Origin of the sequence: Psychrobacter piscatorii (assembly GCF_001444505.1) — a bacterium.
Classification (GTDB): domain Bacteria; phylum Pseudomonadota; class Gammaproteobacteria; order Pseudomonadales; family Moraxellaceae; genus Psychrobacter; species Psychrobacter piscatorii_B.
In genome coordinates this window covers 14,568-31,325 of the sequence record NZ_LNDJ01000046.1, presented here as the reverse complement: position 1 = coordinate 31,325, position 16,758 = coordinate 14,568, and the positions used below count along the sequence as shown (strand labels likewise).

Annotated in this window: 16 protein-coding genes; 7 read left to right on the top strand and 9 right to left on the bottom strand. The window is 40.9% G+C overall.

Translation table 11 applies throughout. From position 1 onward, the window contains the following. Positions 1 to 37 precede the first annotated feature (37 nt). From AS194_RS02345 to tusD, 4 genes are read right to left on the bottom strand one after another with little or no spacing between them, the layout of a single operon-like run. A complete protein-coding gene (locus AS194_RS02345; protein ID WP_058023868.1) occupies positions 38 to 397 on the bottom strand; it encodes a TusE/DsrC/DsvC family sulfur relay protein in 360 nt (119 codons plus the stop codon). After that, complete coding sequence (locus AS194_RS02340; protein ID WP_058023867.1) at positions 394 to 723, bottom strand: hypothetical protein; 330 nt, start codon at positions 721 to 723, stop codon at positions 394 to 396. Before AS194_RS02340 ends, AS194_RS02345 begins: the two co-directional genes overlap by 4 nt. A gap of 53 nt (positions 724 to 776) precedes the next feature. Next, complete coding sequence (locus AS194_RS02335) at positions 777 to 1,100, bottom strand: hypothetical protein (RefSeq protein WP_058023866.1); 324 nt, start codon at positions 1,098 to 1,100, stop codon at positions 777 to 779. A 52-nt stretch (positions 1,101 to 1,152) separates the two neighbouring features. Next, positions 1,153 to 1,617 (bottom strand): sulfurtransferase complex subunit TusD, encoded by a 465-nt coding sequence (tusD, locus tag AS194_RS02330; RefSeq protein WP_058023865.1) that lies wholly within the window; start codon positions 1,615 to 1,617, stop codon positions 1,153 to 1,155. A 399-nt stretch (positions 1,618 to 2,016) separates the two neighbouring features. Here tusD and glnE point away from each other — a divergent pair, with 399 nt between their 5' ends. The 6 genes from glnE to AS194_RS02300 all read left to right on the top strand — a co-directional run bounded on the left by glnE (position 2,017) and on the right by AS194_RS02300 (position 10,340). After that, on the top strand, positions 2,017 to 4,881 hold the full coding sequence (gene glnE / locus AS194_RS02325; RefSeq protein ID WP_152978588.1) for a bifunctional [glutamate--ammonia ligase]-adenylyl-L-tyrosine phosphorylase/[glutamate--ammonia-ligase] adenylyltransferase: 2,865 nt from the start codon (positions 2,017 to 2,019) through the stop codon (positions 4,879 to 4,881). A gap of 308 nt (positions 4,882 to 5,189) precedes the next feature. Next, the gene (locus tag AS194_RS02320) at positions 5,190 to 6,119 is read left to right on the top strand and encodes a branched-chain amino acid transaminase (RefSeq protein ID WP_058023864.1); all 930 of its coding nucleotides are present in this window, start codon (positions 5,190 to 5,192) and stop codon (positions 6,117 to 6,119) included. A gap of 106 nt (positions 6,120 to 6,225) precedes the next feature. Next, positions 6,226 to 7,062: a hypothetical protein gene (locus AS194_RS02315; RefSeq protein WP_058023863.1), complete on the top strand. Its 837-nt coding sequence runs from the start codon at positions 6,226 to 6,228 to the stop codon at positions 7,060 to 7,062. 73 nt (positions 7,063 to 7,135) lie between these two features. Beyond that, positions 7,136 to 8,002: a glycosyltransferase gene (locus AS194_RS02310; RefSeq protein ID WP_058023862.1), complete on the top strand. Its 867-nt coding sequence runs from the start codon at positions 7,136 to 7,138 to the stop codon at positions 8,000 to 8,002. A 65-nt stretch (positions 8,003 to 8,067) separates the two neighbouring features. Further along, entirely contained in the window at positions 8,068 to 9,147 is a 1,080-nt protein-coding gene (locus AS194_RS02305; protein WP_058023861.1) for a glycosyltransferase, read from the top strand. A 65-nt stretch (positions 9,148 to 9,212) separates the two neighbouring features. Then, positions 9,213 to 10,340 (top strand): glycosyltransferase, encoded by a 1,128-nt coding sequence (locus AS194_RS02300; RefSeq protein ID WP_058023860.1) that lies wholly within the window; start codon positions 9,213 to 9,215, stop codon positions 10,338 to 10,340. Here the strand turns inward: AS194_RS02300 and AS194_RS02295 are convergent. From AS194_RS02295 to AS194_RS02280, 4 genes are all read right to left on the bottom strand, one after another. Further along, positions 10,337 to 11,104, bottom strand: coding sequence for a hypothetical protein (locus AS194_RS02295; protein WP_058023859.1), 768 nt, complete (start codon positions 11,102 to 11,104; stop codon positions 10,337 to 10,339). The genes AS194_RS02300 and AS194_RS02295 overlap by 4 nt on opposite strands. Positions 11,105 to 11,187: 83 nt before the next feature. Beyond that, complete coding sequence (locus AS194_RS02290) at positions 11,188 to 12,201, bottom strand: NAD-dependent epimerase (RefSeq protein WP_058023858.1); 1,014 nt, start codon at positions 12,199 to 12,201, stop codon at positions 11,188 to 11,190. Then, positions 12,201 to 13,367 carry a nucleotide sugar dehydrogenase gene (locus AS194_RS02285; protein WP_058023857.1) on the bottom strand — a complete coding sequence of 389 codons (1,167 nt, stop codon included), beginning with the start codon at positions 13,365 to 13,367 and terminating at the stop codon, positions 12,201 to 12,203. Before AS194_RS02285 ends, AS194_RS02290 begins: the two co-directional genes overlap by 1 nt. An 83-nt stretch (positions 13,368 to 13,450) precedes the next feature. Then, positions 13,451 to 14,452: a capsular polysaccharide biosynthesis protein gene (locus AS194_RS02280; RefSeq protein WP_058023856.1), complete on the bottom strand. Its 1,002-nt coding sequence runs from the start codon at positions 14,450 to 14,452 to the stop codon at positions 13,451 to 13,453. A gap of 273 nt (positions 14,453 to 14,725) precedes the next feature. Here AS194_RS02280 and AS194_RS02275 point away from each other — a divergent pair, with 273 nt between their 5' ends. After that, complete coding sequence (locus AS194_RS02275) at positions 14,726 to 15,850, top strand: glycosyltransferase (protein ID WP_227511559.1); 1,125 nt, start codon at positions 14,726 to 14,728, stop codon at positions 15,848 to 15,850. Here the strand turns inward: AS194_RS02275 and AS194_RS02270 are convergent. Further along, positions 15,847 to 16,704 (bottom strand): hypothetical protein, encoded by an 858-nt coding sequence (locus AS194_RS02270; protein ID WP_058023855.1) that lies wholly within the window; start codon positions 16,702 to 16,704, stop codon positions 15,847 to 15,849. The genes AS194_RS02275 and AS194_RS02270 overlap by 4 nt on opposite strands. Positions 16,705 to 16,758 lie beyond the last annotated feature (54 nt).

The window sequence follows — 16,758 nt, the reverse complement described above, 5'->3', positions numbered from 1 at the left end:
CTCACTTGGTAAGCAGCTACAGTTGAAAAAGACACTTTTATAGGCAATTGGGCGGCTTTGGCAGTCCAGCTAAACGGTTGACATGGCGCGCAACCAATCCTGTATTAAATAGCTGTTGTAGTTTTTGATTGCTAATATCGTGCTCAGGCAAAGTTTTCTGTAGCCATTTAATCAATGGGCGTGTCGCTGGTGCATGATTAAATTTGACAAAAAATGCGCGCACTTGCTGCAAAATCTGCAAATGCTCACTCGTTAGGCTGACATCTAGCGTGTCTGCTAGTTGTTGTGCGATATCAGGTGTCCAAATCGTATGGTCACACAAATGCCCATCTTGATCTAATGCAATATCGGTCGATGCTGTGGCAGTATAAGTTGTCGTAGAGGTATGAGTCGTCATAAGGCAATCGTCACCACTTTATCAAACTGGCTATCCTGAGATAGGCTAATCCATTCTTCATCCGTTAAAATACCAGTCAATTTGCTCTCTAAATTTAGCTTGCCAGCAGTGTTAACTGTCAGCTGCGATATATCATCCGCTAATGCATAAATACCTGCAATACTATCTATTTCACTATCATTCAAATAAGCATTGAGCCAGTCGATAAAAGCGGCTGTGGTACCAAGTAAGATAATACTGTCGCCAGTGCGCCAAGTGCGAGACATCTCTTCAGCACTGCGCCTGAGGGTATTCATCGTGCTGTGTAATTGATATAAAGTTGCCATAACAGTGTCCAAGTGTGTACTTTATTATTTTATAAGTTTGATTATATTGCCAATTAAAAAGTTAAAATCTGCTCAAAATCTTGCGAGCGGATCATTTCTGGCACCAGCATGAGCTGTGAAGTCAGATCTACTGGCAGCATCCCAATCACCCAACCACTAAAGACATCATCAGGTAGCCAAGCCGCTGGCATGTCGTAAAGATCAAGCGACTGAATCATACCGTGCAAACGTGATTCAGGCTGCATCAATAAGCCAAAAACAGGTGCATCCAAGTACAGCTGCACGTCATGACCGAATGTCGCTAATGTCAGTGCCAGAGCGCAGCCTTCATAGCTTGCTGCTTCGGTGGGTGTATGCAGCTGGATTAATAATCTCATCATGTATTCCTAAATATGTTTATCGCAGGCTAATGTCGTAATGGATACGCTATCAAAACTGTATTAAGCGGCAGCCATCCTGCATCATCAGAGCGAGCTCACTGAGTCCCACCAACGTAAATCCTGTCGCCAGATTGTCACCATCAAGCTGATGGCGGGTACTGTTATCTGTGTCACTCACACCGCGGCTAAGAGCTGTGCTAACACAAACAGGCAGTGGCAACTGATATTGTTCAGCCAACATTTGCCATTCTTTGGTCAAATTCATTTGATCAGCGGACTGCCAGCGTAGCCGATTCGCCAGATGCGCCGAATCCCCATAAAAAAAGACATTGAGCAATGGCCGTTTGGTGATAGGATTGTCGATGTCTTCTTTATTGACGATATCGTCTGCATGACTATCGATATTATGATCAGCCGATGCGCTCTTAAGATACGCGCGCGCATAACGTAATGCTAAATGCGCTAATGGGTGACTAGGATCAGCGGTAATGAGTAGTAGCGGGGTAGTAGTCATAGGGGACAGTATCACATATTATAAATAAGCGTTTAGAGAGTGTTATAAGGGTGAGACAATATTATTGAAAGGCTATAAATGTTTTGTGTAAAGTAATCTAATCGATTTATAGTCGAACTTTAATATTTCTTAATACCATTGAGTCAAAACGCTATTTTTATTGAGTATAAAGGTGCGCTGCAATGAAGCTGTCTCAAAGCATTTTGATTAAAGATGTTTATGCTACCATAAAGCGACTCAAAGCAAATAGAGTCACTGTTACTAAACAGGGTTTTATGTTTTGTAATGATATATTGAGTATGTTCATCTGATGCTGTGACTGTCTCGTAAGAAAAAACAATAAACTTATGAGTTGGGTTCACGTAGTCTTACCATTCTATGTAAGGAGTTTTTGTCACTATGATACCTGCTATGCCCTCACGTATGAACAGTGGTACAGATTATCAGCCGACAGCAGAGCAACTGCAAGTACTGCAAACAGCCAGTGAGTTTGCTTATCAAATTTGGGAGAGCCGAACGGTTTCCTGCCAAACATTTTTGCGTAGCTACCCACTGAACAGTACGCTGACTCGTCAGCAAATCGATGATCTGATACAAGATTATACGCTAGATGAAAACTATCAACTCGCCGATGAAACGAAAGTCATGAGTGGCTTACGTAATTTGCGTAAGCTGTTAATGATGCGCTGGATTTGGCAAGATGCCTTGCAGATGATTAGTCTTGAGCAATTGACTGATGAGCTATCAGAGTTTGCAGGCGGTTGTATCTCCTTTGCCAAGGACTATACCTATCAGCATTTGATTGCTAAATACGGTGAGCCAACCTTTATCAATGAACAAGGCAATGTGCAGATCGATGATATGGCCATCATGGCCATGGGTAAGCTTGGTGCTCAGGAACTGAATTTATCGAGCGATATTGACCTAATATTTGTACATCAAGCGCGCGGCGAAACCAATGGTGACAAGGCAAAGGGCACGCGTAGCATAGACAATAAACGTTTTATGACTCGTCTGGGTCAAGGGATTATTAAGCTGCTTGATAATAAAACGGCTGACGGCTTTGTCTTTCGGGTTGATATGCGTTTGCGTCCATGGGGCGATGGCAGTGATCTGGCCATCCATCTCTCAGCGTTACAAAAATATTTTGCCCTGCATGGACGCGCGTGGGAGCGCTTTGCTTGGCTAAAAGCACGAGTCGTTGGGCAGATAGATCAGCCATTTTATGATGCGATTCAGGCGCTAATCAAACCATTTGTCTTTCGCTATTATGTGGATTACAGCGCGTTTTCAGCACTCAGGGAGATGAAGTCGCTCATTCAAAATCAAGTTGCACAGCGTGAAGATCTAGACAATATTAAGCTTGGCGCGGGCGGTATCAGAGATATTGAGTTTATTGTACAAGCGTTTCAGCTGATCTATGGTGGTCGGCATCCTCAGCTACAGGTAAAGCCTTGTTTGGAGGCGATGCAAGTGTTGCGTGAGCTTGGATATCTAGAGCAGATTACCTACGATAACTTACAAGCCGCGTATCGGTTTTTGCGTCGACTTGAGCATGCGATTCAAGCCATTAACGATCAGCAAACCCAAAGACTGCCGCATGATGCTTATTGGCAGCATAATCTTGCAGTGACGCTTGGGTTTAATGATTGGCAGGCATTACTGACCCAATTAAATGCTCATCGAGACAATGTTAATGTGCCATTTGAACGTATGGTGACAGAGCGTCAAGTACCTGACAGTGATGATACCGATCTAGAGCCTGAGCATTTAGAAGCGCAAATTGCGCGTTTAAATGAGGTACTAACAAAAGAAAATCGCGAGTTATTGCAGAATTTTTGGCAATCAAAGATGGTTGCCAACCTCAGCGAGGAGGCCCGAGAGCGCTTAGATGATGCGTATCCTGTCATTGTCCACGCGCTATTAGCCCATCAAGAGCAGCAAAAACTTGCCAATGCTGCCTTACCGCGATTGATTGCATTGCTTGAAGCCATTTGCCGACGTTCAATCTACTTGGTCATGATTGCAGAAAACCCCAATGCAACGATTGAGCTGATTCCGATGCTATCGGCGAGCCCGTGGATTGCAAAAGAGTTGGCACAGTATCCTGTATTGTTAGACACCTTTTTACAGCAACACTATCGCCACCTGCCAGATAAGCCTGAGCTGCGTGACATCCTGCGCCAACAGCTATTGCGTGTCGAACCCAATGACGAAGAAGAACTACTGAGTGTGCTGCGACTGTTCAAAAAAAACCAAGTGTTGGCTGTGGCTGCCAGTGATGTGTTGGCTGAGCGTCCAATCATGAAAGTCTCAGACTCATTGACCTATATTGCTGAAGTGGTACTAGAAGCCGCGCTAGAGCGAGCATTTGCCGAAATCGTTAATCGTTATGGCTATCCTATCGGTCAAGATGGCGATCCAGTCACTGAGGCTGACTGCGGTTTTGCGATTATCGGTTATGGCAAGCTTGGTGGTTTAGAGCTCTCGTATTCTTCCGACTTGGATTTGGTATTCTTACATAAGATAAAAGAGCAGGGCATGACCACTGGTGAAAAGTCAGTGAGTGGCATGAAGTTTGCCGCACGTCTGGTACAAAAGCTGATGAATTATCTCAATACCCAAACGCGAGATGGTAGGGCATATGAGATTGACATGCGTCTGCGTCCGTCGGGCAACGCTGGCATGATGGTCGTATCTTGTCATGCCTTTGAAACTTATCAAATGGACAAAGCGTGGTCATGGGAGCATCAAGCACTGGTGCGCGCTCGGGCGATTTGTGGTGACAGACGAGTGACTGCACGCTTCTGTGACATTCGCCGAGATGTGCTGGCGCTGCCGCGGACGTTAGAGCAAGTACGCTCTGAGGTCACTAGCATGCGCATAAAAATGCAGAAGCACTTAGGCACCAGCCAGTGGCAACAGCAAGCGGGCAAGTTTCAACTCAAACAAGATACAGGCGGTATTGTAGACATTGAATTCTTAGCGCAGTTTGCGGTATTGGCCTATTCACATGAGCATCCAAGCTTGACCAAATGGAGCGACAATGTCCGTATTTTTGAAGAAGTTGCTTCACTTGGTATTTGGGAGGAGCAAGTCTGTCAGGAGTTGACCGATGCCTATCTGAGAATACGTGCTGCTACCCATCAACTGGCACTATCAGAGCAGTCATTATTGGTCGATGAGTCGCTTTGGCAAGAGACACGCGCACTGGTACAAGCACAATGGCAGCATCTAATGGGCGTAGAATCTAACGAAGAATAATTATGAGATTTGTTTTTATTAAGGCCTTGCTGATAACCAAAGAGGCGCTTAAACTGTAAGGCTTCATACTAGCTGGGAGCCGTAATTAAAAACTATAGGGTCTCAAACCAAAAGATTTCATTTGCCAACACGGCCAGTGATATAATCGGTCACACATCATTATAATACAGTCAAGTGTTCGTCATAATGAAGCGGTATTTGAGCAATAAAAATGAACGCTGCAGTATTATCACACGATGTTGATCACTACTATTAAATAAAACCTACTTAAAAAAGTTAGACGTCAGTGCTAGCATAAGGACTATAAAATGAATATGGCAACACAAGATGGTAAGCTTTGGATGAATGGCACAATAATTGAACAACCAGATGCCAACGTTCATGTGCTTACCCATAGCTTGCATTATGGCATGGCTGTGTTTGAAGGCGTACGCGCTTACCAAACAGCTGACAACCGCACGGCTATTTTTCGTCTAAAAGAACACACCGAACGTCTCCTTGGTTCGGCAAAAATCTTTCAAATGGACGTGCCGTTTGATGCAGCCACGCTAGAGCAAGCACATAAAGATGTGGTCAAGCAAAATAACTTAGCAGAAGCCTATATTCGTCCGCTTATTTGGGTAGGTGCAGAAAAGCTTGGCTTATCTTCGCGTGATAACAGTATCAATGCTATGGTTGCTGCTTGGCATTGGGGCGCATATCTTGGTGAAGAGGGTATCAAAAACGGTATCCGTGTCAAAACCTCATCATTTACCCACCACATGACCAATGTGACCATGTGTAAGGCCAAAGCCTCGAGCAACTATCCTGTGTCTATCATGGCCAACCAAGAAGTCACTCGTAATGGTTATGACGAAGCTATCTTGATGGATCCGCAAGGGTATGTATGTCAAGGCGCTGGCGAGAACTTGTTTTTAGTCAAAGACGGCGTACTACATACCCCAGACTTAGGCGGCGGAGCACTTGATGGTATTACTCGCCGTACTATTATTCAGTTTGCCGCTGATCTCGGTATCAAAGTCGTTGAACGCCGTATCACTCGTGATGAGTTCTACTTAGCAGATGAGATCTTTATGACAGGCACCGCTGCTGAAGTGACACCTATCCGCGAATACGATGATCGTACTATCGGGAATGGCGGCCGCGGACCATTGACTGAGAAACTCCAAACCCTATACTTTGATGTGGTTCATGGTCGTAACGAGCACTATATGGATTGGTTAAGCTTTATTGATTAATAAAGTCGTTAGTTTAAAGACCAAAAAGGCTGAACATAATTGTTCAGTCTTTTTTTTATGCTAATATAGCCATCATATTTATTCTTAAGATTAAAGTGAGCAATCCATGCCAATAGATTCTAATACAGCAGATAACAATAATATCAAACAAATTATTTGTATTAAATGGGGTACAAAGTACGGGGCTGATTATGCCAATAAACTGTATGGCATGGTATCTCGCAATATTACACCACCGTTTCGTTTCGTCTGTTTTACCGATGATACCACCGATGTACGTCCAGAAATCGAATGTCAAGAATTGCCACCATTAGATGTCACCATGCCAACCAACACACTTGGCAAGTGGCCAAAATCACGTTTGTGGGGTGAGAAGTTAGGTGATTTGACAGGAACAGTATTATTTGTAGATTTGGATGTGATTATAGTAGATAGCCTCGATCCTTTCTTCGAATACGGCGAGCCGGACGATGTTATTTTATCTTATAACCCAAGTAACCCGCTAGAGCGCCTCGGCCAGACTTCTTGCTTCCGCTTTCAGGTAGGGTCGCTTGTCTCACTACAAGAAAAATTCAAAGCTGATCCACAAGGCATCGCGGACAAATATCGTTTTGAGCAGCGCTTTGTGACGCGTAATGCGCCAGGCGGTGTCAAGCTGTTTCCAAAAGCATGGGTTGCGCACTTTAGACGCAAATGTCGTCAACCGTTCCCACTTAACTACATCAAAGAGCCAAAGATTCCTAAAGGTGCTCGAATTGTTATTTTCCCTGGCGACTTATATCCTACACATGCGATCGAAGGTAGATATAATAAAAATGCTGCTAACAATGCCAAAGATCACTTAAAAAGATTAACTGAGCCCAAAAATCTAAAAAGACCGCTACGTCACTTGCGTCATTTTATCTTGCCAGTAGGGTGGATCGAAAAGTACTGGAAAGAATAAGTCCCATTATATATTTGAGTATTATCGCATTGCATTAGCAAAGATAAATATTAGTCAGTGAACGGATAAAATTATGAATACAGAAGATACTATTAAAGTCTTTGTTGGTTGTGACCCAAATAACTGTGATCTAGAGCAGATGATGGTATTAGATTATAGTATTCATAAACATACCAGTGTACCCGTTGAGATAGTATGGATGCAGCTGTCACGTGATCCTAATAGCTATTGGTATTCTAATCCTGAGACTGGAGAGGGTTGGAATACCACTAAATGGTCAACGCCTTTTTCAGGCTTTCGCTGGGCAATTCCAGAGTACTGTCAATACTCTGGTCGTGCCATCTACATGGACGCTGATGTCATTATTTTAGATGATTTGGCAAAGCTGTGGCACCATCCTATTGAAGGACAGTCTGTTGTAGCTGCTAAGACTAATGCGGATATGACTCGATTGTGTACATGCGTATGGGATTGCAAGGCGGCAAAAAACATTGTCCTACCAATTAAAAAACTCAGGAAAGATCCCAAAAGCCATAAAGAAATGATGGCTGTATTTAAAGATAATAATCAGCTCATTGAGCCTTATCAGGATAGTTACAACTGTATAGATGGCGAAAACTTAGCGTTAGAAGATATTAGGATTTTGCATTATTCAGATATGGGTACGCAGTTCAGTCATAAATATTCATTACCTAGAGTCAGTGAAGAAGGTATCGAGCACTGGTTTGACGGTGAAATAATGTCGCACCCGAGGCAGGATTTATCTGAGGTTTTTGATGAATATTATGACGAAGCACTTGCTGCTGGATACGATTTAGACAGTTATAGGGTGGAACCTTTCGGTCATTTTCCTAAAAAATCTCAAGAAGGTTATACCGGTAATAAGGTGACTCGTCCACACGCTTCTAAATCATTTTTTTCGAAGCTATTTAAACGCTAGTTTTTTAATGAAGCAATGATAAGCCTTTCTAAGAAGGTGAAAAATTACTCCATAGGTTATCGTGTATGAAGCAGCATAAAAAAACAGTGTTACTCGTTATTAATTGTCTACAAGGCGGTGGTGCGGAACGTGTCGTATTAACATTGGGGCAAGGGTTTTATGAATTGGGCTATGAAGTACATATTCTAAGATTTAAGCCGTTAGTACAGTATGACTTAAGTCCGAATTTTAACTACCATGTACTTAAGTTTAAGCCGTATAAACTTATACCAGGGGCACAAAGACGTGACCAGATTTTTGCACGTGCTGTTGATAAATACGTGTCGAAAAATATCGGTCAGCCTGACATCATACTGTCCAACTTAGATCGTGCCGATAGTATTCTAAGTAATAGTAAACTGCCTAATATCACTTATATTATTCATAACACAGTATCACTACTCTATAAGTTTAATAAAAATCACGACGCTGAGCAGTTAAAGCAAAGAATGATAGATATATATGCCAAGCATCCTTGTGTGTGCGTCAGTGAAGGCGCTCAAAAAGATTTTGTTAAGAGCTTTGGTCATATTACGCCAACCACTGCCATTCATAATCCAATAGATAAAAACAGTATTCAACAACAAGCCGATGCTTTTGTCCCTGACTACCAAAACTATATTATCCATGTCGGTAGTTTCAAAGATGCCAAGCGTCATGATGTATTGGTAAATGCTTATGCAAAAACAGATCAATCTATGCTTTTACTGCTCTTGGGTCAAGGGAAGCATAAAAGTGAAACAGAGCGACTGGTAACAGAGTTAAGCCTAGAAGACAAAGTAATATTTTTAGGATTTCGTGATAATCCCTTCCCTTATATCAAAAATGCGCAGTTTAAGATACTGACCTCTGACTGGGAGGGTTTTGCTTTAGTTATTGCCGAAGCTCTTGTGCTAGGTACTCCTGTTATCAGTACCAACTGTCCATCAGGCCCAAGTGAATTACTACCAGAACGTAACTTAATGCCGATGGGCGATGTTGATGCCATTGCCGCAAAAATGCAGCAAGCGATGAGTAATCCGCAAGCGTTTCGTGCGCCATTCGATGAAGCGCTGCTACCAGCCAAAATAGCAGAAAAATACGTAGAATTTACCCAAAATCTTTAGCTGGCAAAACAGTTGGGCCGCTACATCTCTAAGTCTAAATATTTATTTTTAAGAATACTTAATAAATGATTGATAATACTACAGAAAAAAAAGAAAATTCGAATAGTAAAGAAAAAGTGCTATTGGTTATTAACTGCTTGCAAGGTGGCGGCGCTGAACGTGTTGTTCTGACTTTAGGACAGGGATTCTATGATTTGGGTTATGAAGTACATATTTTACGGTTTAAGCCCCGTGTAGATTACGAGCTTAATCCAAAACTAAACTACCACTTTATTGATTTTAAGCGTTATAAACTGATACCAAAATTAGAACGTCGTGACAAAGTTTTTGCGTTCGTAGTCGATCGTTACATTTCAAAAAACATTGGTCAGCCTGATATGATACTGTCTAATCTAGATCGTGCAGATAGTATTTTAAGCAATAGCAAACTACCTAATATATTTTATGTGATTCATAACACAGTGTCTTTGTTATATAAATTCGATAATACGAATGCTGCTGACACACTAAAGTCAAAGATGATTAACATCTACTCCAAGCATCCTTGTATATGTGTCAGTAAAGGTGCTGAAAAAGATTTTGTTGAAAGCTTTGGTAATATTACGCCAACGATTGCCATTCACAATCCAGTCGATAGAGATTACATTCAAAAGCTAGGTGACGTATTTACTCCTGAGTACCAAGATTATATTGTTCATGTGGGGAGTTTTAAAGAAGCGAAACGTCACGATGTGCTGCTAAAAGCATATGCTCGAACAGATCAGTCTATGCCACTATTACTGCTAGGTAAAGGAAAGCTGAAAGACGAAATAGAGCAATTGGTAGTAGAACTCAACTTAGAAGAAAAAGTAGTATTTTTAGGTTTTCAGGAGAACCCTTTCCCTTATATAAAGCATGCTAAATTTAAAGTGCTAACCTCTGATTGGGAAGGTTTTGCCTTAGTGATTGCCGAAGCTCTTGTATTAGGAACCCCTGTTATCAGTACAGACTGCCCATCAGGTCCAAGTGAGTTACTACCAGATAACAACTTAATGCCGATGAGCGACGTAGATGCTATCTCTGAAAAGCTTAGCTTAGCGATGAAAAATCCAGAGCAATTCTTTTCTGAGTTTGATGGGTCGCTTTTACCTATCACAATAGCCAAAAAGTATATTGCATTCGCATCTGATTCTAAAATCAAAGAATATTCTTAATTCAACCACCACTTAGACCAATCGTCTCTGTGTAATGCTCGTAATGTGGCAAACGCACTATCAGTATGCTGTAGTTTTTCGAAAACAGATAACAGTATACTAGTGGCCAATTTATCAACTTTCTGAAATTTATTATAGCGTTTTCGCATATTTCTCAAGCTATCATCGGTGCCGATACGAAAATAAGTAAGACCATCGTACAGAGGCAAGTCACCAGCATAAAGCATATCGGTTTTTTCAGTTAGCAATGGCATAGATTCAGCATTAGTGGATAACTGCAGAAAGTTTTTGGTTTCATAAGTACGTAAAGTATTCATTAGAGTTACGACATTCATCAAAATAGCTGCTCTATGAGTATTGTTTGAATGATCAATAAACGTATCGCAAGCAGAGACAATCCAGCGCAACGACAGATGTGTCAATAAATAGTCGCTCTCTGCTTCCCATAGTCTTTCAAATTCAGCGAATGTTTTATCTATTTTGTACTTACGGCGCATTAGTATAATAAGCGTGTTGTGATAAAAGCAGAGCTCAGACTCACCAAGCGATTTGTATTTCAAGTTATTCAAATGGTTTTCTAAATCTGTGCTTTTACGCTCGTTAGTTAACGCTTCAATATCACACATTGATTCAGTAATGGTTGTTGCTTTCATCTCATCAAAGCTTCTATCATTATAGGTTTTGATAATCTTACCCGCATTCAATCTTTTTTCGCTTCGAAAGATCAATATCAATTTTCTCTGCCAACTTGAATGTGTAACCATGTTATCAAAATCCTTTAAAAATATATAAAGATATTAGCGCCTTAATCTCTATGATATAAGCCTTAGAGATCATTGTTATTTGTTTAAACTGAATAATATTGTCTATACCAATCGACAAATTGTTTGATACCTTCTTCGATACTGGTTTCAGGCTTGAAGCCAATGTCCTCTACCAATTCATCTATGTCGGCGTAAGTAATCGGTACGTCGCCTGCTTGCATGGGCAATAAGTTTTCCTGTGCCTTTTTACCACAAGCATCTTCAATGGCAGTAATAAAACGGCGCAAAGTGACAGGCTGATTATTACCAATGTTGTAAATCTTATAGGGAGCAGCTGCAGTCGTAATAGTAGAGTACTGGGGTGAAGGGGCCTTATTAATTATACGAATGATGCCATTGACGATATCATCAATGTAGGTAAAGTCACGCTGCATGTTACCGTTATTAAAAACGTCAATTGGCTCACCAGCTAGAATTTTCTTTGTGAAAGAAAAATATGCCATATCAGGTCGACCGTAAGGACCATAAACGGTGAAGAACCTTAATCCTGTCGTAGGGATATTATATAAATGGCTATAACTATGTGCCATAAGCTCGTTCGATTTTTTGGTAGCGGCATATAGACTAATAGGAAAATCAACACAGTCAGACGTCGTGAATGGCTGCTTAATATTCATACCGTAGACAGAACTGGAGCTGGCATAGATCAGATGCTTGATATCATGATGGCGGCAGCCTTCAAGTATGTTAACAAAACCAACCACGTTTGAGTCGATATAGGCATTTGGATTTTCGATAGAGTAACGCACACCTGCTTGGGCGCCCAAGTTAATGACAATATCAAATTGGTAGGTGGAAAAAAGCTCAGACATGGCTTCACGATCAGCAAGGTCTAACTTAATAAACGTAAAAACTTCTGGATCTGATATCTCACTTAATATTTTCAACCGCGCTTTTTTTAGAGCTACATCATAATAATCATTGATATTATCAACACCAACAATGAAATAGTTTTCATTAGGCAGTTCTATTTTTAATAGTGCCTTAATTAAATGAAAACCAATAAAACCTGCCGCCCCAGTTACTAAAACTTTCATTAATCGCTCCCAAATAGATCCCTAGTAAATACTTTATCCGCCACATCTTTTATCTCATCAGATAGGCGGTTTGCGACAATGACATCACTCATTGATTTAAAGGCTTCTAAATCTTGAATCACACGCGAATTAAAGAAATCATCTTCTTTCAATACAGGCTCGTAGACAACGACTTCTATACCTTTTGCCTTGATACGTTTCATGATGCCTTGTATGGCAGATGCTCTAAAGTTATCTGACCCACTTTTCATTACTAGGCGATGTATTCCCACGATTTTTGGCTGTCTTTCGATGATTTTATCGGCAATAAAGTCTTTGCGGGTTCTATTAGAATCGACAATGGCCTTTATCAGGTTGCTTGGCACTTCATCGTAATTTGCTAATAACTGCTTAGTATCTTTGGGCAGACAGTAGCCGCCATAGCCAAATGAAGGGTTATTATAATGATTGCCAATACGAGGGTCTAAGCCAATCCCTTCGATGATTTGTTTGGTCTCAAGTCCAAAAGTTTGCGCATAAGTATCAAGCTCATTAAAATACGCTACTCGCATTGCCAGATAAGTATTAGAAAATAATTTAATGGCTTCTGCCTCTGTTGGCTCAACGAACAATAGCGGTACGTCTTTTTTGATTGCGCCTTCAAGTAATAAATTGGCAAATATTCGAGCCTGCTCAGTCTGTGCGCCTACAATGATACGTGAAGGATAAAGATTGTCATGTAGTGCCTTACCTTCTCGCAAAAACTCAGGCGAAAAAATAATGCGATCAGTGGCATAACGTTCTTTGATACTGGTTGTGTAACCTACTGGCACTGTAGACTTAATAATAATGGTTGCTTGTTGATTCACTAACAGCACTTGCTCAATGACGGCTTCTACTGTGGAGGTATTGAAATAATTGGTCTTGGTATCATAATCAGTCGGCGTGGCAACGATGATGAAATCTGCATCTTTATAAGCTTCTTTGGCATCCAGCGTTGCAGAAAAATTGAGCTCTTTGTTCAATAAAAAATTGTCGATATCTGTATCTTCTATAGGAGACTGCTTATTATTTAGCAATTCTACCTTTTCAGCGACAATGTCGACAGCAACGACTTCATTATGCTGTGCTAACAGCATTGCATTCGATAAGCCTACGTAGCCTGTACCTACTACTGCTATTTTCATAATATATCCAAGTGATTTTTGAGCTTTTATTGGTTTAGATCAAGAGGAAGTGAAATTAATCACCATTCAATCTTAAACTAAATTTATTTATCGGTGCTTGCTATCAAAGAAGCAGGTAGATAAGCCAAGAATTTGTGCCTCATGGCTTGACTGATTTTTTTATATAAGTCTGACTCAAGAAGATCCAAACTTTGAATACAACCATATTTAATAGTTTTATCTTCTAAGGCAAGAATAAAATCTTCTACGCTATTCTCATTTTTTAAATAGTTGATAGAGGTGTTAGGTTTTAAACTTGCTTCGCCTTTTTGAATTTTTAGATGATTCATTAGCGTTATAGGATTCACTTGGGCCACATCTCTAAATTTGTATTTTATCTGCTCAGTCAATAATTGCGGATGATTCAACAAATGGGACTTTAAGATATTTTTATCGACAATATGAGGGTAGTGATGAATTTCAAAAAACTGATTCATGCCCAGTATTTTAGCACTTAACATTTGCGCGATAGTATGCCTTGGCTGTATTGGTGTGCCAAACAATTTAAAGCGTGATTTTCGAAAATTGAGCTTGGCATTCAAAGCAGCACTTTTACGCCACTCACCATGAATGATTAGCTTCTCACTGTCTAAAAAGTCATCTATCGTCACTGGTTGATTAAAAAAGAAATCATCGTTCATATAGATAAAATAGTCAGACAATCCTTGGATATTCCAAATCATCGTCTCAATTGATCGAGTGTTGAAGGTCGGTAAAAATTCTTCATAACCCGAAAATATCTCTTTATGATCGACAATACGTATTTTATCTGCTGCACAGATATTTTGCTTGGCAAACTCATCAATAAACGCAGGTTTTTGTTGGTCGGTGACCACATAAATATGACGGCAAAAAGGCACGTATTTGATGATAGAGGCAATATTGTAATATATCTCATCGTCACTTGCGAAGCGGGTGGCAGTTATGGCATCTGACGCCACTACTTTGCCTGACTTATAGTTTTCTCTTTTTTGTTTGAGTATAGGATCTGCGCCATCCACCCAAGCGATGACCACGTCTAATGTTTTCTCGTCAGGTTGCTGCATGACTGATCCTATTTTTTGTGAATGTATTCTATTGATAGTTTCAATGGTGACATTAGTCCAGCTATGATATTTACTGGCATCGTTATTAGCAAGATCTAACTGGCTTATAAAATCAACAATATTCATGATTTTTTACGCGTCAGTTGATAAGACTAGCTTATACTGTAGTGAATAAAAGTAGATGAGACTAGCATAAAGAACCAAAATCCTGCAATCATTGTGAACATGGATGCCTTGTATGACTATCATTCAAAAAACCAAGTTGAGATGTCAATGCCCATCATTCTATTTATTTTAAAAGCGCTTGAAGGCCGCGGTGCTGAGCGGATGGTGACTACATTGGCAAGCGCTTATGCAAAAATGGGTCATAGTGTTCATATTCTATGTCTAGAAGAAACACAGGATATGCCGCTAGATGCTGACATTCACTATCATATCATGCCATACGATGAGGTGTTTTCTGAGCAAGATATTGAGCCAAACTCTAAGCAGGCACAGGCTTACGAGGCAGTCGCTAAGCGCATTGATGAGTATGTGCTTAGCCAAATAGGGACACCAAATCTGATATTGGCTAATATTTATAAAGTGAATTGGATTATGGCGTACAGCCAATTACCCAACATCGTGAATGTGCTGCATACCGCGCTATCTAAGCAGTTTGAGTATCAATTATCTGATAAACCACTACAGACGATAAGTCACTTACGTATGGTCTATGGTGCTCATCTCTGTAGCTGTGTAAGCGACGGCGCTCGCAAAGATTTAATCTCACTTTTAGGAGACATCACTAAAACCACAACCATTTATAATCCTTGCGATGCCACTTGGATCCAAAGCAAAGCGTTACAAAAACCACATATCGAACAGTTTGGCTTAGCAGATAAACAGTATATTATTCATGTGGCCTCATTCGATACGATGAAAGGTCATCGAGATTTGCTACAAGCATATGCGAAAACAGAGCGGAAGCTGCCATTAGTATTGGTCGGTAAAGGCAAGCTTGAGGCAGAGATTAAAGCGCTGGCGTTTCAACTTAATATTAGTGACTGTGTTAGGTTTTTGGGCTTTCAGACCAATCCTTATCCGATCATTGCCTCAACGGCATTGATGGTGCTCACTTCCAAATTCGAGGGTTTTGGTTATGTCATTGTAGAGGCGCAAGCACTTGGCGTACCAGTGATCAGTACCGACTGTCCATTTGGTCCAAGAGAGTTGTTACCTGTCAAAAACTTGATACCTGTCGGTGATATTGAGGGATTGGCGATGCTCATCGATCAAGCAGTAGACAATCTGACGAATTACATAGTGCCGCTAAATCAGCAGCTCTTACCGAATCATATCGCGCAGCAATATTTAGAGTTCGGTGTAGCGTTGAATTCATTAGATAAGAATGACTAAAGATCATCAAATAGAGATTTGGAGACAGGGGAGTGATTGATCACAGTGACACCATGCGCCTTATAGCTCCTGCTCAATAAATTAAAAGAAGGCACAATGCGCTCGTTCATGACTTTGTTCAGCGTGCTTGGCGCGCGGTTATTGTTATTTTCGTAAAATCGCGGCTGATCGCTATTGAGTAAGTCAATCCCGTATAGGTGAATGGTCGCTGCATGGCGTGAGAAAGCCAGTTGTGTGGCTACGTAAGCAACCGTACCCGCCTCGACAAATCCATGAGTGACATTGAGTGAGACCCCGATCTCAGTAGAGCTATGACTGCTATCAATAACAAAATTCGGATGATTGATAAAGTAGGATAAGGGCATTTTCTTATTTAGGCGTTTTTTCTTAAATATGAGCTTATTAAAAGAGAGTTTGTTCGATTTGACGCCCCACGGCCTGTCTACTGGATACAATACCCGCATGGCGTGATGATACGTACGCATGATATCAGGGTGAGTCGTGGCCATCGCTTCAAAGACGGCTAACGTTGCATATAAAGGTTGACCCGTATAATACTGATGTAAAATTTCAGGTTGATGATTGATAAAGCGCGCATCACTAATGACATAGCCGGCGACATGAGTAAATTGATGCTGTCTGGTAAGGCTAAGACTACCATTAACAAAAATAGTGGGCGTGTCTAATAGTTCTGACAATGCTAATTGTTGTACAGATGGGCCTGAGGCAATAATATTGACGTCTTGTCCAAGCAAACTTTGCTCTGCTTCATTGGCATTAAAAGCACTAATAACGATGAGCTCGTTATTAATGTTGAACCCAGCGGTAGCAGGTAACCTTAAATATAACGCCATACTATGTTCCAGTCGTTGACCTCAAATAACTTGTATCCTAATGCATTGCCTGCA